19 protein-coding genes are annotated in these 20,455 nt (G+C 37.1%); 5 read left to right on the top strand and 14 right to left on the bottom strand.

All coding sequences use genetic code 11. From position 1 onward, the window contains the following. Nucleotides 1-164: 164 nt before the first annotated feature. The 4 genes from ppc to AC4QJR_RS07675 form a co-directional block, all read right to left on the bottom strand. Entirely contained in the window at nt 165-2,924 is a 2,760-nt protein-coding gene (gene ppc, locus AC4QJR_RS07690) for a phosphoenolpyruvate carboxylase (protein ID WP_496525819.1), read from the bottom strand. A gap of 170 nt (nt 2,925-3,094) precedes the next feature. Further along, the gene (locus tag AC4QJR_RS07685) at nt 3,095-4,246 is read right to left on the bottom strand and encodes a cadherin-like beta sandwich domain-containing protein (RefSeq protein ID WP_496525818.1); all 1,152 of its coding nucleotides are present in this window, start codon (nt 4,244-4,246) and stop codon (nt 3,095-3,097) included. Between the two features lie 84 nt (nt 4,247-4,330). After that, complete coding sequence (locus AC4QJR_RS07680) at nt 4,331-4,780, bottom strand: SRPBCC family protein (protein WP_496525817.1); 450 nt, start codon at nt 4,778-4,780, stop codon at nt 4,331-4,333. A gap of 138 nt (nt 4,781-4,918) precedes the next feature. Beyond that, a complete protein-coding gene (locus tag AC4QJR_RS07675; protein ID WP_496525816.1) occupies nt 4,919-6,100 on the bottom strand; it encodes an LL-diaminopimelate aminotransferase in 1,182 nt (393 codons plus the stop codon). Nucleotides 6,101-6,277: 177 nt separating this feature from the next. Here AC4QJR_RS07675 and AC4QJR_RS07670 point away from each other — a divergent pair, with 177 nt between their 5' ends. Beyond that, nucleotides 6,278-6,913, top strand: a complete 636-nt coding sequence (locus tag AC4QJR_RS07670; RefSeq protein WP_496525815.1) for a YczE/YyaS/YitT family protein — start codon at nt 6,278-6,280, stop codon at nt 6,911-6,913. A 74-nt stretch (nt 6,914-6,987) separates the two neighbouring features. Here the strand turns inward: AC4QJR_RS07670 and AC4QJR_RS07665 are convergent, their stop codons facing one another. The 10 genes from AC4QJR_RS07665 to pabB all read right to left on the bottom strand — a co-directional run bounded on the left by AC4QJR_RS07665 (nt 6,988) and on the right by pabB (nt 16,749). Beyond that, a complete protein-coding gene (locus AC4QJR_RS07665; RefSeq protein WP_496526637.1) occupies nt 6,988-7,644 on the bottom strand; it encodes a YcnI family copper-binding membrane protein in 657 nt (218 codons plus the stop codon). Between the two features lie 31 nt (nt 7,645-7,675). After that, entirely contained in the window at nt 7,676-9,325 is a 1,650-nt protein-coding gene (locus tag AC4QJR_RS07660; RefSeq protein ID WP_496525814.1) for a copper resistance CopC/CopD family protein, read from the bottom strand. 310 nt (nt 9,326-9,635) lie between these two features. Next, nucleotides 9,636-11,003: a 4Fe-4S binding protein gene (locus tag AC4QJR_RS07655; protein WP_496525813.1), complete on the bottom strand. Its 1,368-nt coding sequence runs from the start codon at nt 11,001-11,003 to the stop codon at nt 9,636-9,638. Continuing rightward, complete coding sequence (locus tag AC4QJR_RS07650; RefSeq protein WP_375376776.1) at nt 10,990-11,370, bottom strand: hypothetical protein; 381 nt, start codon at nt 11,368-11,370, stop codon at nt 10,990-10,992. Before AC4QJR_RS07650 ends, AC4QJR_RS07655 begins: the two co-directional genes overlap by 14 nt. 237 nt (nt 11,371-11,607) lie before the next feature. Beyond that, nucleotides 11,608-12,342 carry an urease accessory protein UreH domain-containing protein gene (locus AC4QJR_RS07645; protein WP_496525812.1) on the bottom strand — a complete coding sequence of 245 codons (735 nt, stop codon included), beginning with the start codon at nt 12,340-12,342 and terminating at the stop codon, nt 11,608-11,610. Nucleotides 12,343-12,370: 28 nt separating this feature from the next. Then, complete coding sequence (locus AC4QJR_RS07640) at nt 12,371-12,943, bottom strand: YdhK family protein (protein ID WP_496525811.1); 573 nt, start codon at nt 12,941-12,943, stop codon at nt 12,371-12,373. A 173-nt stretch (nt 12,944-13,116) separates the two neighbouring features. After that, a complete protein-coding gene (locus tag AC4QJR_RS07635) occupies nt 13,117-13,887 on the bottom strand; it encodes a nucleotidyltransferase domain-containing protein (protein WP_496526636.1) in 771 nt (256 codons plus the stop codon). A gap of 2 nt (nt 13,888-13,889) precedes the next feature. Then, the gene (gene pabC / locus AC4QJR_RS07630; protein WP_496525810.1) at nt 13,890-14,756 is read right to left on the bottom strand and encodes an aminodeoxychorismate lyase; all 867 of its coding nucleotides are present in this window, start codon (nt 14,754-14,756) and stop codon (nt 13,890-13,892) included. A gap of 2 nt (nt 14,757-14,758) precedes the next feature. Next, the gene (pabA, locus tag AC4QJR_RS07625; protein ID WP_496525809.1) at nt 14,759-15,352 is read right to left on the bottom strand and encodes an aminodeoxychorismate/anthranilate synthase component II; all 594 of its coding nucleotides are present in this window, start codon (nt 15,350-15,352) and stop codon (nt 14,759-14,761) included. After that, entirely contained in the window at nt 15,349-16,749 is a 1,401-nt protein-coding gene (gene pabB, locus AC4QJR_RS07620; protein ID WP_496525808.1) for an aminodeoxychorismate synthase, component I, read from the bottom strand. The genes pabA and pabB overlap by 4 nt, the downstream gene beginning before the upstream one ends. A 174-nt stretch (nt 16,750-16,923) precedes the next feature. Between pabB and AC4QJR_RS07615 the strand changes: the two genes are divergently transcribed. The 4 genes from AC4QJR_RS07615 (at nt 16,924) to AC4QJR_RS07600 (ending at nt 20,439) form a co-directional block, all read left to right on the top strand. Beyond that, the gene (locus AC4QJR_RS07615; RefSeq protein ID WP_496525807.1) at nt 16,924-17,619 is read left to right on the top strand and encodes a response regulator transcription factor; all 696 of its coding nucleotides are present in this window, start codon (nt 16,924-16,926) and stop codon (nt 17,617-17,619) included. Continuing rightward, a complete protein-coding gene (locus tag AC4QJR_RS07610; RefSeq protein WP_496525806.1) occupies nt 17,616-18,974 on the top strand; it encodes a HAMP domain-containing sensor histidine kinase in 1,359 nt (452 codons plus the stop codon). Before AC4QJR_RS07615 ends, AC4QJR_RS07610 begins: the two co-directional genes overlap by 4 nt. Nucleotides 18,975-19,042: 68 nt before the next feature. Further along, nucleotides 19,043-19,831 (top strand): PepSY domain-containing protein, encoded by a 789-nt coding sequence (locus AC4QJR_RS07605; RefSeq protein ID WP_496525805.1) that lies wholly within the window; start codon nt 19,043-19,045, stop codon nt 19,829-19,831. A gap of 125 nt (nt 19,832-19,956) precedes the next feature. Beyond that, the gene (locus AC4QJR_RS07600) at nt 19,957-20,439 is read left to right on the top strand and encodes a PepSY domain-containing protein (protein ID WP_496525804.1); all 483 of its coding nucleotides are present in this window, start codon (nt 19,957-19,959) and stop codon (nt 20,437-20,439) included. Nucleotides 20,440-20,455 lie beyond the last annotated feature (16 nt).

The following is a 20,455-nucleotide window of genomic DNA, read 5'->3' as shown; positions in this document are numbered from 1 at the left end:
AAATATAGCACGATGGATAAATCGAAAAATGTCGAATTTTGCGCAAAAATGAATGAATAACCATTCATTTTTAAATAATTCATAAAACGTTCATAAATTTTCCCATATATATAAAAAAGCCCTAAATTCTTTTTGAAAAAGAATTTAAGGCTTCCTTTCATAAATCAACCAGTATTCCGTAGTCCAGCAGATATTCCACTGATAGTTAGCAAAACTTCAATTAATAAGTCTTCGTTTGATCCACCCTGACTTCGCAGTTCTTTTATTAACTCTACTTGTAAAAAGTTTAATGGATCGACATATGGATTTCTTCTAAATACCGATTCTTTAATATTTGGTGTATGATCAAGCAATTCATTATCGCCTGTAATTCGGAGAAGAATTTCTTTGGTACGTTCATATTCTTCAAGAATATTAGTAAATATCCGTTCAGCCATATTTTGGTCTTCAACAAGGGATAAATATTCTCTAGCTGTCGTGATGTCTGCTTTCATTAAGGCCATTTGTAAATTATCAATTGTTGATCGGAAAAACGGCCATTTTTCATACATATCCTGGAGAATAGGCAAATTTTGTTCGCTCTTTGCTGCAAACCCTGTTAAACCGGTTCCGGCTGCATACCATGCAGGAAGCAGTTGGCGGCTTTGCGTCCAAGCAAATACCCATGGAATGGCCCGTAAATCTTCAAATCGTCCTTGATTTTTTCTGCTCATCGGTCTGGAGCCGATGTTTAAATCCCCTATCTCTTTTAGTGGTGTTGCTTCAGTGAAATAGGTAAGAAAATCTGAATCACCAAACACCAATGATTGATATTTTGTTAAGGCTAAACTCGATATTTCTTCAATCGATTCAACCCAAATTGGATCACGTTGGAAACCTTGCTCTGCTTCCTTAGAGATATGTGCAACGGCTAAAAGTAATGTAGAGGTAGCTTGTTCTAAACTACGGTAGGCAATATCCTCAAGCAGATATCTTGAAGATAATACTTCACCTTGCTCGGTAATTTTTACACCATCCCCAATCGTTTCAGCCGGCTGGGATAGGATACTTTTATTTAATGGACCGCCGCCACGGCCTAACGAACCACCACGACCATGGAAAAACTTTAGTCCGATTTGGTACCTTTTCGCCATTTCATGAATCTCAATTTGTGCCTTATATAGTTTCCAATTAGCTGTCAGTGTACCACCATCTTTGCTTCCATCCGAGTACCCAAGCATGATTTCCTGCTGATCACCCAATATTTGCAAATGATTACGATAGACAGGCATCTCGAAAAGTGTTTCCATTATTTTTGGCCCAGCTGTTAAATCGTCGATTGTTTCCAGTAATGGTGCCACGTGTAAATGACTTTCTAAAGTGCCATCTGCGTGAAGGCGATAAATCCCAGCCTCTTTTGCAAGTACCAGTACCTCAAGCAAATCACTCGGTGATTTTGTCATGCTCACAAGATAAACGGAAATAGCTCGCTTTCCGAATTCTTCGTGTGCCTTCTTAATTGTTTGGAACACTTTAATCATTTCCTGTGTTTCCGTTGAGTAGTCTTCATTTAATAGTAAGAGTGGACGAGGATCTAATAATATATTTTGCAATATTTTTAGTTTCTCCTCTTCAGAAAGATCCGCGTAATTCTCGGTGATACTTACTTTGCGTAAAATTTCTGTTATGGCTGCTTCATGTTCGCCGCTATGATTTCGAATATCGAGTGTAGCTAAATGAAACCCAAATAATTGTACTTGGCGGATCAGCTTTTGAATAATTTTTGATTCATGTCCTGCTGGATGATGCTTTTTCAAACTCCTTTTAATCACATACAAGTCTTCTAATAATTCTTCGGAAGATTTATAGCCCAAGTCCGTTTTTCCAACTTGTTTTACACGTTCAATAATAATTGCAAAGGCACGGCGGTATGCCTCACCTTTATTTGGCCATTTTTTGTCATCCGTTAAATAAGTATCCTCTTGCTCAATTAATGTAAGAAGATCCTCACTTACCTCCACCCTTGAAGTGGAATGACTGTATCGTTTCATTAATTCGACTAAAGCTTTTTTATATTTTTTTAAAACGAGTCTTCTTTGTCTTTTCAAGGTCTCCCAAGTGACATCATGTGTAACATTTGGATTTCCATCCCGGTCACCACCGATCCAGGAACCAAAACGTAAGAAATTAGGAACTTCCCATTGTGTATTAGTGAAGTTCTTCTCTAAATATTCTGCCACTTCTTGATGAATTTCAGGCAGTACTTCGAAAAGAGTTTGATCAAAATAATACAAACCATTTCGAACTTCGTCTAAAACAGTAGGCTTGTTCTGTCGTAATTCATCCGTTTGCCAAAGTATTGAAACTTCGTTAAACAAACTTTCTTCCAGCTTTTTTCTTTCTCTTCTTGTTAATAACGGGTGATCGAGGTTTTTAAGAATATCAGCAATTCGCTGCTGAATCTCAAGTATGGAGCGTTTCGTTGCCTCTGTTGGATGAGCTGTAATTACAAGCTCAAGAGATAAAGTATTTAAAGTATCTTGAATGACTTCTTCTTCTATATTATTCTCTTTAAGCAAAAGAATCGCACTTTCAATAGAAGCAGGTTGGACAACCCTTTCCTCTTGAAGCTGGTACTGTCTTCTTCTACGCATACGATGGTTCTGTTCCGCTGCATTAATTAAATGAAAATACATTGAGAATGCTCGAATAACTTGTTTCCTCATCGGAGCATCTAGACTAGAAATTTCTTCTTTTAAGGCATTATAAATTGATTGATCAAAATTTTCTCTTAATGTTTTACACATTAAACGTATTTTTTCCACTTTATCAAATAATGCAGAACCACTGTGATTAATCAGAATATCTCCTAATATTTTACCCAGTAATTTTACATCACGACGCAACGGAAGACTGCTGTCATTTACTTTTACTTCTGTTGTCATACTGCCACCTTCCTTTAATCTCAAAATTCGCTAAATTTTTTATTTATTAATATACCACAATTTTGTTGGACGTGTTAAAGATAAGTTTTCTTTTTTTTTAATAAATTTTTAATTATACGAAAAAAACCTGCATTGTGCAGGTTTTTTAGGGTTATCTAATACGTACTTTTTTAAGATTCTTTATCAAACACAAGCACATATGTCTTTCGATCACCATCATCATACGTAACGACCACAGAAATAATTGTTTTCTTGTCATTTTCCAGTTTTATTGTTTTGCTCGTTCCACCTTCAATCGAGATTTCCGAACGGCTATATTTTGCAATCGGCTTTAGTGTTATTTCATCAGCATCACTTGACACCGTGATATGATAAGTAAACTCATCGCTTGTAAAGGTACTATCCCATGTTCCTTCAGACACTGACAGTGAAGAAAGTAATGCTTTACTTACTTGTTCGGTATTTAAAGAACTTTGCTGCTGGGGTGTTGGCTGCGCAGAATTAGGTCGATTATTTGTTCGTGTACTAGGCTGGATAGATACTGGATTATTTTTCTGATTTGCCGCAGGTGCTTTGATTTCTGCTGGTGTATCTTCGACTGCTTTATCCTCAACAGCTTTCATCCTTGTAACGTGGATGGTATAAATCTTCATTGTGCCATTTTCAGCAGTTACCGTGATCATTATTTCTGTCTGTCCAACGGGAAGCGAAACATCCACCCCATTTTTCCCTGCTATAGTAGAATTCACTTTTATTGTTGATGTTGCTTCTATCGCTGTCGGTTTAAATGTAATGGCAGGAATTTCAATTGGAACATTGACATTATATTCATTAACATCTGAAGAAAATTTGGGTGATAACTCACCTTTTGATAGTTCAATACTTATTAAGAAATTACTCGCATTTTTCTCTCTTGTTACCGTCAGAGTATAGGTATTTGATGAACCAGTTCCATTATTTACAGATATAATAAACTTATTTTCCCCTGTTTGAAGCGCATAAGTCCCTGTTGTCCCCTTGACAATCTCCTGACCGTTAATCGTAATCAATGCATCTGTATTAGAGCTATCTACTAAAAGCTTAATATTTTCAACCTCGTTCCCAACTGTGGCAGTATATTCAAATAAGTCTGCAGCGAATTTCTGGTCGAGCTCCTTTCCTTCAATTTCTAATTTTGAAAGAGTGCTTGCTAGTTGGTTTTCTTGAACTGTTGACGTGTTAGTTTCAGCATAAGCAGATGGTATGGATGATCCAGCTCCCACCCATGCCAGTGAAATAATAAGAAATACATTTAGGGCTTTGTTTGGTTTTGATTGTTTCATCGTTAATCCTCCTGTCCTCTATCTTTCGGGATAGTGGAATTTGGACTAACTTTATCATGGTTTGCTTAAGTTTATCTTAAATTTTTACCTGCGATGAAATTCTTCTAATTTAGTAGAAATGACTGACGCTACCTCATCATCTGATTTTTGGAGTGCTTTTTTGAAAAGGGAATTAGCTAAAGATCCCATTGGTCCTGTTGCATTGATTTCTAGAAAGCCCGTCACACGAGTTTTATTTTTATTTAATGCCTTTGCTTCAAAATAACCCTTACCTAAATATTTTTCATTTGAACGTTTTAAATCAAAAGATACCCTGGATGGTTCGTTCCACTCTTTAATATCTATCAATAAACTAACCTTTTTTTTCATTACTCCAAGATCACTCTTAAATTCCCAACAGATTTGTCGTTCATTTCTTTTTTCATGTTGAATATAGCCAGGTACAAGTGGTGCCCAATTGTTTTCGTCTCGAATAAAGTCCCAAATCACTTCAATCGGGATATCTAATTCTAAATGTTGTAAATCGCTGAGCATTTTATCCCTCTTTCATTTTCAAAGTAAAAGACCCTCTTGCGAAAGAAGGTCTTTTAAAAAATATATGTAGATATTTATATTTATAGAAGAGGCAAGAAGGAGTTTGCCCAAAAAATCACCATTACGTATGATGTTACTTTACTTCTTTCTTGAATATTCCATTAGGAATTCATAAATTCTTTCAGCCGCTTGGGATAGTCGTTCTGGTGGTTGCACCATAGCAATCCGAACATATCCCTCTCCCAGGTTTCCAAACGCATCACCAGGAATGACAGCCACTCCAGCTTGGTCAATTAATTCAAAGGCAAACTCACGGGATTTCCATCCTGCAGGGATTCTTGCCCACACAAACATGGTTGCTGGGGACTTGGCTACTTGCCAACCACTTTTTTCAAGCCCAGAAATCAATACATCGCGACGCAGCTCATATTCATTCACCTGTGTTTTAAGAAAGGCGAAATCTGAAGTTAACGCCCTTACGGCTGCTTTTTGAATCGGATAAAAGACTCCATAATCAATATGGGATTTAAATGAAGCCAAGATGTCAATGGCTTGCTCATTGCCAACGACATAACCGATACGGCAGCCTGCCATATTAAAGGTTTTCGAAAGGGAATTAAATTCAATTCCAATCTCCCTTGCCCCTGGAACCGACATGAAACTAAGCTGTGGATTCCCATCGAAAATCAACTCAGAATACGCGAAATCATGAACAACCAAAATATTGTGCTGCTTAGCAAAGGTAACTACCTTGTCAAAAAATGACTGATCAGCTAAAGCTGTTACAGGGTTACCAGGATAACTGATAATCATCATTTTGGTTTTATCCAGCACATCTAACGGGATTTCTTCTAGCATTGGCAGGAACTTGTTTTCAGCTAATAACGGCATCGGATAGATAATCCCGCCTGCAATGTTTACACTTGCCTCATAAATGGGATACCCGGGATCCGGTACCAATACATAATCACCAGGATTAATGATTGCCGAAGCCAAATGAGCAAGACCATCCTGAGACCCCATCAGCTGCAATACTTCAGATTCTGGGTTGAGGTCAACCGCATATCTTTGCTTATAAAAATAACTTACGGCATGATTAAATTCAGGTATCCCTGTTAGGGTATAGCCATATTTGCTTGAGTCACTAGCACAATCAATCAATGTATCGACAACAAATGACGGCGGTGGAAAATCTGGACTTCCTACACTTAAATCAATGACATCCTTACCAGCTTTGATAGCTTTCAGTTTTCGATTAGCTATCTCTTGAAAAATACTAGCCGACATTTTTTTTACTTTTTCTGATGCAACGAGATGCATAGATATCCCCTCTATCCTAAGAAAAATTTAACTATTCTAACATATTTAAATTATATCAATCTAACGAATTCAATTCTATATATCAATATAATCATTGATTATTATTCAATCATACTTTAGAATCTTAAGATAGGTTTTAATATTCAGAAAAAAGGTTTTGTGTGGGGGTAACTAAAAATGAAGCTGGTTCAGTATTTATTATTTTTTGCGGGACTAACCTTTTTTGGCTTAGGAAATGCAATTGCCGTTAAGGTAAAATATGTGGGCCTGCATCCTTGGGAGGTACTGAATGTTGCGCTATTTGAACATTTTGGTTTAACCATTGGAACATGGGGAGTCATATGCGGACTGATCCTGATAATCATTTCTGTTTTTGTAGCAAGGAGTTATATTAACATAGGTACTATCCTTAATGCCTTATGTATTGGACCTATCATGGACTTTTTCCTCTGGTTAGATATTCTTCCAAAAGCAACAGATACTTGGGTTGATTACCTTATTCTTCTCTGTGGAATCATCATTACAGGGGTCGGCGGCGGGATGTATGTTGCAGCAGGAATCGGTGCGGGTCCTCGTGATGGCTTTATGTTATCCATCTCTGATAAAACTAAGTTATCTGTTAGTCAAGCACGCATTACGGTAGAAAGCATAGTATTATTGATTGGTTTATTGTTAGGTGGTCCTGTTTTTATAGCTACTTTCCTTTATACATTCATTCAAAGTCCAATTTTCCATCATTCTCTAAAGCTATTTAAGGCATTAGTAGAAACAATCACTAAGAATAAACGCCGAACTCAAGATATTGCCCTATGAATAAGACTAGGAAGACACCATATTTTAACCTTTTAAAAAAATAGAAGATGCACACGGCATCTTCTATTTGCATTTTATTTTTTTCGGATTGCGATAATCAGTGCAGCGAAGGAAAGCAACGCTGCTAATCCCGATAAAATTAGTGATAAAGATGTGAATGTTTCTGTTTTCTTTTCAGTCACTTCTGTTTTCGTTTTTGAGTTATCCTTTGTTTGTGCCTTATCACTATGTTCTGATGTTTGACTGCTATGTTGGTCTGTGTTGGAAGTAGTTACAATATCTGTAATAGAATGGGGTGCGTCAGACCCTTCCCCACCAGTCCATTCGACTATACTGCCATCCTTGTAATATTGAAAAGCATCCCAAGCAGCTTTGGTTGCCTTTTCCGGGTTTTTCGCTACAAATACAAATTGTTGGAATTGACCACTTAAAATCCCTTCCCCAGTTGTTTTGAAGGTAAATGTTTTTACTTTACCACTAGCATCCTTTTCAGATGAATAGGTCCAGCCTGGAACGGGTTGATAAGACATAATTTCTACACCAGCTGGTGCTTTGACCGTTACTTTCGTGGTGGCTACATCCTTTTCAACTGGCACTTTTAAAGTATAAGTTTCCCATGCGCCTGTTGAAGATGTTTTTGGCATTACTGTGACATGAGCACTTGCCATACTTGAAAAGAAAAATAAGCTGATTACTGCCGGAATAAATACTTTTGAAATTCTGCCAATCATTTTTTTCATTGTTAACTCTCCTCGAATGTTTTTATTGGCTTCCCACTAGAACGTTGAAATCTGTATCGATACTTTCTAATGACTTTGTTAAAACGTGTACATGTACGTTCCACTTTCCAGCCATGGTAAAATGTAAACCCTTTACTTCGTACTTTCCTTCGGCCGTTTTTGCTAGGTTAACCGTTTCTTTTCCCATATCCATTTCAAGCATTGTAAACGTTAGGTGTAATTGTTCAATATCTTTGATGGGCTGTCCTGCTTTATCTTTTAATGTAACTTCAAATAAATTCGTTCCAATTATATTTGGGGTTGCTGCCAGTGTAATTTGCTTGCCCTCATTTACTATATTGGTTTCCTTGAACGGCCCCGGCGACTGCATGGCTGTTGGTAAATTGGTTAACACGACAGAAAGAATAAGGATGATTAGACCCGTCAAAAGTTCACCCTTTATGGGAGTCCCTAATCCCTTGGCAGTACCCCTTTTTCCTTTAAGAAAATTCACCCCAGCAAGCACTACCATTAGGACAAATAAACTAACTTTACCTATTAATACCTGTCCATAAGTTGTTTGGACCAGGGCTGAAAGGTTGGGAATATATAATAAGCTGCTATATATTCCTGTACAGGTTAAGAGCAGAACAATAATTAAGCCCCATTTGGAGAAGTTTTTTATCATTCTAAGATAATCCTGTTTGAAATCCGTATTTTTTCTTAATGAAAGGAAGCCGATAAAACCAATTAAACTTCCAATCCAAATCGATGCTCCGAATAAATGAAGGAAATCCATTGCAATCGGTAAAAATTGATTTGATTGGGAAGCGGCATGACTTGTCATAGACTTTGTCCATAGCAAGGCACTTCCTAGAATAAAACAAGCCCACAAAATGATTCGTTTCGTGCTCTCGGCCATCCCCATGAAAGAAGTAAGTAGAACAAGCGTAATGAGGAGAGCGATTTGAATAATCCATGAATGCCCATAACTCGTATTCATTAAGACATTTTCAATTAATGGAAAGCTGAACACTTCACTCCATGGGAATCCAGATTCAATCGATGCCTGTAGTGGCAAACTTAATAAAAGGCTAAAGAATAGGAGGGTTAGACTCGCATTAATTAGTCTCCGGAACTTCTTGTCAACTGATTCTATCTCCCTTAATTTATAGGGCATGACCTTCATATAAAAAAAGATTAGCCCGACATAACAAGCATTACTAAAATATTGAAGCCAACGAATGACGATTAGATCGGCCTTGGGTTTGTAACCCTTTGTTACCTTATTGGAAGTTGCTGAATTTTGACCTTCATCACCAACCTGAAATGGAATGACACCTTCGACCGGATGGCCATCACTTGAAACCACCTTCCATTTAATCCGGTAGGATCCATCGGGAAGGCCCTTCTTTAATCCACTCGTTAAGATAGATGGTTGTTTTGGATCAATTCGGCCATTCTTTTTATCGACTCGATTCCCCTCTGAATCAAACACTTTTATGGAGTTAAAGGCCGGTTGGATTGATTCATCAAATTTTATCATAACCTCGGATGGTGCCTTTTCAACTGTTTCATTTTCTAATGGTGTAGACTTTTTTATGTATGCGTGCGCCGAAGAAATAGACGGAAATAAAAATAGAAACAGGGCAAAGATTAGTAGTAATGTACTTATCTTCTGTTTTGTTTGCAACCCATCACACCCTTATCACCAAAATCATTGTTGTAATAACTAAACTTTATGAAAAATAGTTTCTACTGTCGATACAATGATAATGATAAATAGGATTAATAACAATATCTTTATCAGACCAACTTGTGACTAATTGTTGAACTTTGACATTTATTGAGGAATTTTTATTAATAATTATCCTTAAAAAGTTTGGTTTGCAAGTAATAATCATAAAAGGAAGAGATTAGCAAAAACCTCAAAATAGGTTTTTGCTAATCCCTTCCCCTCTTTAAAATTAATTATAATAAATAAGGCATTATTTAATCCTACATCAAACTCTATGCATCATAGGTAAGGAGAATAAATAAATATTTGTGATTGCTAGTATAGTCATAAGTGCGTAATATGGCAGCATAGCTTTTAAAGATGTCATTTTGCCTCTACCCATTCTGTAAACAACATAACAAGTACCTACCAACCCGATTAATATCACTATATACTGAATCATTTGAACGGTTGAAGTTGAGGCGAGACTTAGACTTGCTGGATTTGAAGCTACTCCAAATAATCGAATTGAATTAAACCATACTGCCTTACCTTCAGTGAAGATGTGGAAAAGGTTATGAGCTAGGTGCCCAGCAAGATCTAAAGGAACAATGGCATAGCCAAAACGGGTAAAGTTTTTTTTAATTGAACCTTCCATTCCAAGTAGTAATGCTAGTTTTGCAGTTCCTACCAATAAAAGAATTGGTAATGCCATGGCAATGATAAAGGCAATCGTAAAGTTAACAACATAGTTTTCTGTACCAGTCACAGAACCAATTGCATTCAGAATATCCTGCCATGGTTCAAGCATGGTTATATTTTGTACGAACACGATACCCATAATAACAGCAGCTAAAGAAGCATGCTCAAGCTTCGGATTTTTTAATCCCCACAATTCTTTTGTAGGAATTCTAGTTGTAATTTTAACCGAATTGCTTGGACAGTTTTTCACACAGTTTCCGCAAATATTACATTCTGCACTGGACTCCATTGTTTTAGGGAATTGGAACATTGGGCATCCTTCAACACCCTCGGTTCCTTTGAAGCAAGATTGGACTTTACAGGTTTTACAAATATCAGGAGTCGCCTGTACTTTTAATGCACCAGAGCGTGAATAGTTTCCAGCAAGACCACCAAGGAAACAGAGTGTTTTACAAAAGGTTCTTCTTTCATAAAAAACAGAAGTGGCTACAACCATGGTTACGAGTAAAAGCAATAGGTAACCTGAACCTCGTGGCGACTCTACAATTCCCCACACATGGTCACTGTAAGTAATGGCAATAAAGAATAAATCTATCAACCAAATTCCATATTTTCTTAAAAACTTAGGCATCGGTCGCCTGCTGCCAACAAATTTACGAACAATATCACTTAATTTACCGAACGGACATATGGCACACCAGAAGCGGCCTGTTAGTAAAAATAGGACTGGAATAATCGGCCACCATAACACCCAAGTCATCGTAGTACCAAAGTTTTTACTCGGATCTACGGTACCCATTACTAATTCGTAAACTATGATGGAAAATACAAAAATAACAATCCATTGAAAGATTCCAGGATACCATTTGCTTTTCACAAACTTTTTCACAACTGATATAGATAGGAGATCAAAAGGTTCCTTTTCTGGTAAGTTTTTCTCAGGCATTGCCATTGTTTACATCTCCCTTCCGTCTAAACCATCTATTCCAGACACCTATTAGGACAAATGATAGATTCACTGCCCCATATGTACTTAACACTTTATAGTTTGGTGGTGATTCAACCACTGGTCCATGATGATCGTGATCTTCATCACCACTTCCCTCCATGTCGGTTCCACTTTCATGGTCCATTCCCTCCATATCGGTTCTGCTGTCATGATCCATAGTGGCATGATCACCAACGGATGTTTCCTTTTTTAGATTCTCTGTTGCTTGTTTTAAATTGGGGGTATGAGAATGCCCCTCATCTGCAAATACCCTTACATCGAATGAAAGGATAAATGATAATGCAAAAATAAATAAAAATAGTTTCTTCATTTTTCCACCTCCAAAAAGCTATTTTTGTATCTAATGTTCATATGTTTAATGTAATGGGGAAATTTGCAGATTGTATGCATTTTTGTTGGAGATAATATGGAGTATTGATTTTCTGTTCATTTGTTCATTGATTTGTAAAATCTGGCTTCAATTTTTTGTTACTTTAGCCCAAAATCTCAAAAAAAAGAAGAACCCAAACGGCTCTCCTTTACTACTTTACTTTTTGTGTTGTTATTCTTATAAAGACCAATAAGTTAATGTATCAAAAATTCCTAAGAGAAACATCAAAATACCGGCAATCCTTTGTATCACCATTCCAAACTTTCTCCCTTTTTTCATTAACACTCCACTACCGCCGAGGAACCAAATGATAAAAATAAAAATCAATAGTGGAATTGCAGTTCCAATTGCAAAGATTGGAGGTAGAATAAACCCATTTGCACTAGATAATACGACAGGCATTAAGGTGACAAAGAAAAGTACAAACATAGTCGGACAGAATGCTAATGAAAAACTAAATCCTAACATAAAAGAGCCGAATGGATTTTCACTCTTGTATTCATTTAATCCCTTTAATAGATTTAATGTTCCTGTTAATTTAATAAAACCCATCATAAATAACCCAACTATCATTAATAATGGCCCCATTATCTTCCGAATCGATGGAAAATATAAGGTGAGATTTTGTTCAATTTCCCTTCCGAGAAGCCACACCAAAACACCTAATAAAGAAAATGCTACTATTTTACCGAAAGTGAAAAAGATAACATCCTTCCAAGCGATTTTCTTTTGAATAGAACGGTTACCATAAATTGTTACAGCACTAATATTACCAGTCAATTGACAAGGAGCAAGTGCTCCAATAACTCCTAGAATAAACGCAAAGACTATTGGCCATGCTTCTAAGCTATAGGCTATATTGGAGAACGGTTTACTAACAAATGAGCTAAAATGACTTAATATACTATACATTTAATCACCTTAAATCAATATATACCTTTTATTTGCTTGAAAGTTCACTTTCTGTTACCCATTTATGATTTGTAACTTTTTCTCCCGCACCAACCGGAGTGTAGTCAATCATATATACCGTAGTTTGTTCTGCTGAATTTATTGTGCCAGAGGCACCCTTCATACCTTCCATGTGGTCTGCTTCTAAGGTAACTTGAGTTCCAGGTTTTAATGATGTACTACCAGCATTCATAATTTCTTCTTGAATCACCCATTTATGGTTTTCTACTTTTTCTCCACCTGTAGTTGGAGTATAAGAAACCGCATAGGCTGTTGTAACATATGCTCCCGCTATTGTTGCTTTAGCTCCATTCATCCCTTCCATATGGTCAGCATTGATAATTGCTTGACTTCCCACTTTATAAGTAGGATTCACTTTTTCCTTTAAACCATTAGGAACCTCATCTGAACCTGAGTGTTCCATATGTTCCATTTTCATACTATTATGGTCCATTTTTTTATTTTCATCAGAACTCTTCTCATTACTATTGTTAGCACAGGCAGACAACATTAACATTAAGCCCAATGAAACAAATCCTACCACCAATCTATTACTTTTCATATTTACCTCCTAAAATTATATTTCAAATGGTATTCTACAACAAAAATTTGCAGAAACTATGAATTTTTATCCCTCTAACAATTATCAACAGCTAATATTTATTTAAAACAATGAGCCACTTTTGATATAAAGTGGCTCACAAAGTAATTTATATTTTTTTGAGACTGAAATGATTATGCCCAAACCTCTTCAAGAATATCTCGGAATAGATCATCCAAAATCGGGGTCATATCCTCTTTAGATACTTTAAGGGTCTTGGTATATTCCTCAATCCGATTGATTTCTTTTTCTAAAAAGTCATTTATGGCATTAACCTTCGGCTCAAGGTTGAGTTCATCGCCGCTGATTTTCCTTTCAAGCAAGGTAGAGATTTCCTGCTTTAACGGCCCCTCTTCAATAAGCTCTTCTACCAAGATTTGAAATTTAATTGGCGGGGCCGTATTGTATCTTTCAATCCAAATACAAGCTAAAACGGGTCTAAGGACATAAAAGTACTTTTTAATTTTCACATGGTCTCCACGGAGATAATCGCGAAAATTGCCTTTTGCCATATTTAAGTAATGATAGAGAGCGGATTGCGGTAAAAACACTTGATTCTGGATTGCCTTCAATTTATCTACTAAAGAAAAAGCTTGATAATAAACAATTCCCGAATGGAGCCACTCCATCAGCGGCGGATTGGATTTTCTAAACAGTTTGAGCGCCTTTCGTATTTCCCAGCCATTTATATCAAGGAGGTCATTAATTGGAAGTTCGATCACCTCTCGCTTTTGATCAATGCTCAAATACCAGTCCTTTTTATGGACATAAATGAATCGAACATCGTAATCACTATCCTTAGAAGGAAATCCCCATGCCCGGCTCCCAGATTCAACTGCCAGACAGATTTTCACTTCAAATTGCTCTTCAATTTTATTAATTTCAGCGATTATTTTTTCCTTCAGGGTTATTCACTCCTTAATCCATGCCTTGACCACAGACTTTTACAATAATGGCGATATTCACGATGTAATAGTTGTACTATTTGGCCTCGTTTACCAGGAAATTCATGTCCTTCCAATGTAGAAATGGGGACGATCTCTTGTATGGAATTAGTAACAAACATCTCATCTGCTTCCAGGCTATGTTCCAAAGGATAAAGCCCCTCTTCTACACTCAGATAATGTTTCTTGGCTAACTCACTAACAAACTGTCGTGTAATCCCATTTAAAATCCCCGTTTGTACGGAAGGGGTGTATAAGCAATTCCCTTTTACCCAAAAGATATTAGAGACAATCCCTTCTGCTATGCACCCTTTCTCATTAAGGAAAATCCCTTCTGTATCTACAGCATGTCCGATTTCCTTTTTTGCAAGAACATTATTCATAAAATGATGGGACTTCAGACGTTCACTTCCTTCGGGACTGTTCCGTCTCAACTCCAATAAAACCGCTTTTTTTTCTGTTAAGTCCCCTGCCTGAGGTAATGGTTTAGGAAAAAAAAGAATGTTTTGGTTAGTATACGGTTCTACTTGTAAGCCAATATCACCAATCCCCGCTGAAACATTTAGCCTTAGGTAAGCATTGTTCAAATGGTTTACTTTTAATAATTCTTGCAGGATATTATTCGTTTCTTCTCGCTCAAAACGATAGTTGATGTTTAGAACTTCTAATCCTTGATTTAGTCGCTCTAAATGGTCATCCAGTAAGAAAGGATGTCCTTCATAGACCCGGAACGTTTCAAATAACCCCATTCCATATAAAAAACCATGATCAAACGGGGAAATCATCGCCTCTTCTTTTGTTAAAAATTGTCCGTTTATATATATCACCATAATTAATGACCCTTTTGCACAACGATATTTTTATAATGATGGACAAAGTTTCTCAAAAGATCCTTTCCTGAGGTAGTCAATATAGATTCTGGGTGGAACTGTACTCCTTCAATTGGTAACTCCTTATGACGGATTGCCATAATTTCTCCTTCTTTTGTCCAGGCGGAAATCTCAAAGCATTCCGGCAATGTCTCTCGTTTGACGATTAAGGAATGGTATCGAGTAGCCGGAAAAGGATTTGGCAAGCCCTGAAAAATTGTCTTTCCATCATGATACATATCGGATGTTTTCCCGTGCATCAGCCTTTCCGCGCGAATTACATCGCCATTAAAAGCCTGAGCAATTGCTTGCTGGCCTAGGCACACACCAAATATTGGGATTTTCCCTGCGAATGCTTGAATCGCGTCCAAGCTGATTCCTGCTTCATTTGGACTGCATGGCCCTGGAGACACCATTAAGAATTCAGGCTGTAGTTCTGCAATCTCTTCAATCGATGTTTGATTATTTCGCTTAACCACTAATTCCTCTCCCAATTCACCTAAATATTGCACTAAATTAAAGGTAAAAGAATCGTAATTATCTATCATAAATATCATTTCTCTACCTCCTCTGCCATTTCTTTCGCTTTCCATAGTGCCGCTGCTTTTTTCATTGATTCTTTGTACTCATGCTTTGGATTAGAATCAATAACGATTCCTGCTCCTGCCTGCACATGTGCCATCCCATCTTTAACAAGCATGGTGCGGATAATTATGTTTAATTCTAAATCGCCGCTAAAATCAATCCAGCCAAGCGAACCGGTGTACACTCCTCTTTGAACGGGCTCAAGTTCCTCGATTATTTCCATTGTACGGACTTTAGGTGCACCAGTTATGGTCCCTCCAGGGAAAACAGAATCAATAATATCAAAACTTGATTTGTCATTCGCTAATTCTCCTCTTACATTGGAGACGATATGCATGACATGTGAATACTTTTCAATGACCATAAATTCATTGACCTCGACGGTCCCATACTTACATACCCTGCCAAGATCATTTCTTTCTAAATCCACTAACATCACATGCTCCGCACGCTCTTTTTCATTTTCAATTAATTCATTAGCAAGCTGGATGTCTTCTTCGTGGTCTTTCCCCCTCGATCTAGTACCTGCAATTGGGCGGGTACTTACCACTTGTCCATCTTTTTTCACGAGTAGTTCTGGTGACCCGCTTACAAGTTGAAAGTCTGGCGTATGCAGATAGGCCATATATGGAGATGGATTTAAGGACCTTAATTGTTCATACACTTCAAGTGCTTCTACTTCAATCTGTTTTGATTGGCGGACGGCTAGATTCACCTGAAATACATCGCCTTGTCCAATATATTGCTGAATCTTAGTGACAGCCTGTTTAAACTGATCTTCGGTCATTGAAACCTCTAGATTATTATTGTTACTTTCTCTAGGCTTTTTTGTTTGAATGGAAGGGATATCTTGAATCCATTGATTTTCCCATAAGGAAATTTTTTCTTCCATCCCCTGATCATTTTCAGCTAAAAACATAAGCCACAAAATCTCTTCTTTATGATCAAAGACAAACCATTCCTTCACAATAAAAAAGTAGATTTCTGGCAATCCTAAATCGTCTGATGCTAGTTCTGGAAGTACTTCAATGTAACGAGCGTAATCATAGCTTATGTATCCAATGGCACCTCCCAGGAAACTAGGAAGCCCTTCTATTTTATCAACATGATACCGGCTCATATATTCCATCAATAAGTGTAATGGATTTCCTTCTTGTTTCTCGGTACCATTTTCATTTTGAATTTCAAGCATATGGTTTTTCCCTTTTATTATCGTCTCAGGCTGAAGGGCAGCAATGCTATAACGCCCGCCGCGGCCGCTTTCCAACAACACATGATGGGTGTTTTTCTCAGCCAATACACGATATTGACTGAAAAACCTTGAATAAGTAAAAGGAATTTTCTTACAGTATAAATGTAGTTGTTTCAACCAATTCACTCCTTAACTTTTCTCTTTTCTCATCATACTTGAAAAGGGTGTCAGGCACCACTCTTGTTGTGAAGTTGCAGGTCGATATTTTTTCAATTAATAAAAGGAATTTATTACCCTGCTATGGAAAAGTGTAATAAATTAGTAATATTCAATTTCTTAGGGGGATCAATTATGAAAAAGGAAACCATTCTAGTGGTTGAAGATGAAGAAAAGATCGCTCGGCTTCTTGAGATCGAACTTGAGTACGAAGGATATGTGGTAACTAAGGTAATGGATGGTCTTGAAGCATTTGAAGCATACAAGAAGGGGAAATGGGATTTAGTATTACTTGATGTCATGCTGCCTGGAATTAGCGGAATTGAATTGCTCAGGCGGATTAGGGTAAATGACCAAATCACACCTGTTCTTTTACTAACTGCCAAAAGCTCGGTTGAGGATAAAGTGTCTGGACTGGATTATGGGGCAAATGATTATATAACAAAGCCCTTTCAAATTGAAGAGGTATTAGCTCGGGTCCGTGCTGCTTTAAGGGTGAAAGCTGTAGAGCAGCCTCAAGAAGACGGAAGTTTATTAATATTTGCTGACCTCAAAGTAAATCCAAAAACAAGGGAAGTTTTTCGTGGAGAAGATGAAATTGAATTAACTCCTAGAGAGTTCGATTTGTTGGTTTATTTATTAACAAATAAGCGGCAAGTATTAAATAGAGATCAAATTTTGGAAGCAGTTTGGGGATATGACTTTATCGGTGACACAAATGTAGTGGATGTTTATATTCGATATGTCAGAAAAAAATTAGAACAGCAGAATAAGCCCGCATTAATTCATACCGTCCGTGGTGTCGGGTATGTTTTAAAGGAAGCTAAATGAAACTTAGTAATAAAATAAATTTTTATACTGCTGTGTTATTTGCCGTCTTATTAATCGTGATGAATCTATCTGTTTATTACACCTTTAACAAATTAATTCTCAACAGTGAATTAAACACCTCCGCAAAGGAAATGGAAAAAACGACAAATGATATTGGGAAATCACTTGGCTCTATTTCTGAGGGAGAACTATTACGTTCTTACGTCCCTATCAATGGAATGATCCAATTTGTCACAGAAAATAACAAACCCTTATCAACAGTTACAAGCCCCACAGAACAGGCTTTAATCGGAAGAAAAGCCAAGTTTCACCAAGGGGATGTTAGTACTTTTATTGTTTTTCAAAAAAAGTCTTATACCTTTGAGTCGATGCCTATTATTTTGCTTGATGGAAGTGTGGCAAATCTTCAAGTAACTAAAAGCATTCAGCCGGCAACTGATAACTTAAAAATTCTGAGGCTTGTCTTGATTTTGGTGACACTTCTAGCACTAATTCCTGTAGTTGTTTCCAGCCGGATTCTCAGTAAACTGATTACCAACCCTGTTACATCCATGATTAAGACTATGAAAGAAATTAGACAGAGCGGCTGCTTCAAGAGGCTGACACTTGATGGAAAATCAAAGGATGAACTTTATCAAATGGGAGAAACCTTTAACCATATGATTGATTTACTTGAGACAAATTACGAAAAACAAAAACAGTTCGTTTCAAATGCGTCCCATGAATTTAAAACCCCCTTAACCATTATTGAGAGCTATGCAAGTCTTTTAAATCGGAGAGGTTTAAAGGAACCGGAGCTTTTTGCCGAATCGATTGAAGCGATTCACTCCGAAGCAGTTCGCATGAAAGACATGACTGAACAGCTGTTACTGTTGGCTAAGCATCACGAGCAGTGGAATATCCAAAAGGCTGAGCTTAATCTTAGTGACTTTATGCTGCAAACGGTTAAAGCCTTTCAAAGTGCTTATAATAGAGAAATACATTTTCAGCAGAAAAAATTACAGAAAACAGTTGTTACGGATGAAAAGAAACTAAAGCAGCTGCTGTATATCTTTCTGGATAATGCACGGAAATATAGTGATGATGCCATTACAGTTAATATCGGCATAATGCATGATGAGGCATTTATAAGTGTGGCCGACAAGGGAATCGGCATCCAAAAAGCTGAACTGCCAAAGGTCTTTGACCGTTTTTACCGTGTTGATAAAGCAAGAACTAGAAAAAAAGGCGGTTCTGGACTTGGCTTATCCTTAGCAAAGGAAATTGCTGACGCCATTGGTATCAGGATTCACCTTGAAAGTGAAGAAGGAGTTGGAACCACGGCAACTCTTTTTATTAAAACTAATAAAAATTAATCCATTTCTCAGAATTTTCTAATCTTCATATTAGAAAATAAATGTACTTTACGTGGTGAGGTGATATTATGAAGAAAAAAACTGGGATTTGGGTGATAATAGGCTTTCTCTTTTTTGCCTTTCTCATTTATTTTAGTTGGCAAAGGTTCGGTCCGACCGAGGCATCGGCTGAAATTCTATCAAAACAGGCAGCGCAAAAACTTGTCCAGGACCGCTATCAGGGAACTGTTATTCAAATTAACTTAACTGACAAGCAATACCATATAGATTTAGAGAAAAAGGATACTATTTATCAGATCGAACTAAATGCGATTTCTGGAAAAGTCCTTTCATTTGTCAAAAAAGAATTGAAGTCTCCACCTCTTAATGAACCAGAGGTTACATTTAAATCAGAAGATGAAATTAGAAAAATCATCTTAGCCAAGGTTAAAGGAACGATTACATCCTTTGAAAAAATAGTCAATGAGGACGAAACGATTTACAAGGCTGTTGTAAAAGAAGGAAATAATCAAACTACACTCTCAGTGGATGCACTTACAGGAAAGATTCTTTCCTCCATTACTACTCAAACCAATACCTCCTCTAGGCGGCTTACCGAGAAAGAGGCTCGCGATATTGCAAAAAAACAAGTGAATGGGATTGTTGAACATATTTGGCTGGAGACTAAAGGCGAACAAACCTACTACCTGGTCGAAATTGAGACACAAGATGACAGAGAAGCAATTGTACAAATACATTCCATTACAGGCAATGTTATATCCGTTTCATGGGACGATCGCAGTAGTGATGACGATGATGAAAAGAGTGATGATTCTAAACAACGCGGCAAGGACGATAAAAAGGAAGATGATGACTAAAGTAAAGAACAGATAGTTTACCTAATGATAATTCTCATTAATTTCTAATGTTATTCCCCTTTTTGCTCTAATCTTCACTGGATATTCTATAAGTGTAGTAAACAAACACAAAGGAGGAATTTTTAATGAAAAATAAATTTATTGTTGGTGCATTATCTGGGTTATTAATCTTGGGCGGTGCCGTTGCAGCGGGGGCTTCAAAAAATGATACACGAGCTGAGGACTCTATCCATCAGGAAGATAAAAAAATAAGTACAAATGTAAATGGAAATGACCAAGGCCAAACAACTATTAAAATGGAATCTGATGACAGCAATAGTACAGCAGCGGCAAATCCTAATTTAATAACGGTGGAAAAGGCAACAGAGATTGCACTTAGTGAAGTAAATGGAACAGTTGATGAAATTGAACAAGAATTTGAGCATGGTAGAATGGAATATAAAGTAGAGCTAAACACGAACACGGGTGAAGCAGAGGTAAGGATCGATGCTGAAACTGGAAAAGTTGTTAGTGTTGAGCACGATGATGATAACGATAGTGATGATGATAATAAAACCGATGACGGCGCTCATCAAAATAGACACAGCGGCGATGACGATAATAACTGAGAACAAAACTTGTGAG

This window comes from Neobacillus sp. BP17, from assembly GCF_059579525.1.
This window is presented reverse-complemented; position numbering and strand designations above follow the sequence as displayed.

Excerpts from the sequence above, each read along its gene's own strand:
- ppc (WP_496525819.1), bottom strand. The coding sequence starts at position 2,924 with ATGACAACAGAAGTAAAAGTAAATGACAGCAGTCTTCCGTTGCGTCGT.
- AC4QJR_RS07610 (WP_496525806.1), top strand. The coding sequence starts at position 17,616 with ATGAAACTTAGTAATAAAATAAATTTTTATACTGCTGTGTTATTTGCC.
- AC4QJR_RS07680 (WP_496525817.1), bottom strand. The coding sequence starts at position 4,780 with ATGCTCAGCGATTTACAACATTTAGAATTAGATATCCCGATTGAAGTG.
- AC4QJR_RS07605 (WP_496525805.1), top strand. The coding sequence starts at position 19,043 with ATGAAGAAAAAAACTGGGATTTGGGTGATAATAGGCTTTCTCTTTTTT.
- AC4QJR_RS07650 (WP_375376776.1), bottom strand. The coding sequence starts at position 11,370 with ATGAAGAAACTATTTTTATTTATTTTTGCATTATCATTTATCCTTTCA.
- pabC (WP_496525810.1), bottom strand. The coding sequence starts at position 14,756 with ATGGTGATATATATAAACGGACAATTTTTAACAAAAGAAGAGGCGATG.
- AC4QJR_RS07655 (WP_496525813.1), bottom strand. The coding sequence starts at position 11,003 with ATGGCAATGCCTGAGAAAAACTTACCAGAAAAGGAACCTTTTGATCTC.
- AC4QJR_RS07685 (WP_496525818.1), bottom strand. The coding sequence starts at position 4,246 with ATGAAACAATCAAAACCAAACAAAGCCCTAAATGTATTTCTTATTATT.
- AC4QJR_RS07670 (WP_496525815.1), top strand. The coding sequence starts at position 6,278 with ATGAAGCTGGTTCAGTATTTATTATTTTTTGCGGGACTAACCTTTTTT.
- AC4QJR_RS07665 (WP_496526637.1), bottom strand. The coding sequence starts at position 7,644 with ATGATTGGCAGAATTTCAAAAGTATTTATTCCGGCAGTAATCAGCTTA.
- AC4QJR_RS07645 (WP_496525812.1), bottom strand. The coding sequence starts at position 12,342 with ATGTATAGTATATTAAGTCATTTTAGCTCATTTGTTAGTAAACCGTTC.
- AC4QJR_RS07615 (WP_496525807.1), top strand. The coding sequence starts at position 16,924 with ATGAAAAAGGAAACCATTCTAGTGGTTGAAGATGAAGAAAAGATCGCT.
- AC4QJR_RS07640 (WP_496525811.1), bottom strand. The coding sequence starts at position 12,943 with ATGAAAAGTAATAGATTGGTGGTAGGATTTGTTTCATTGGGCTTAATG.
- AC4QJR_RS07600 (WP_496525804.1), top strand. The coding sequence starts at position 19,957 with ATGAAAAATAAATTTATTGTTGGTGCATTATCTGGGTTATTAATCTTG.
- pabA (WP_496525809.1), bottom strand. The coding sequence starts at position 15,352 with ATGATATTTATGATAGATAATTACGATTCTTTTACCTTTAATTTAGTG.
- AC4QJR_RS07675 (WP_496525816.1), bottom strand. The coding sequence starts at position 6,100 with ATGCATCTCGTTGCATCAGAAAAAGTAAAAAAAATGTCGGCTAGTATT.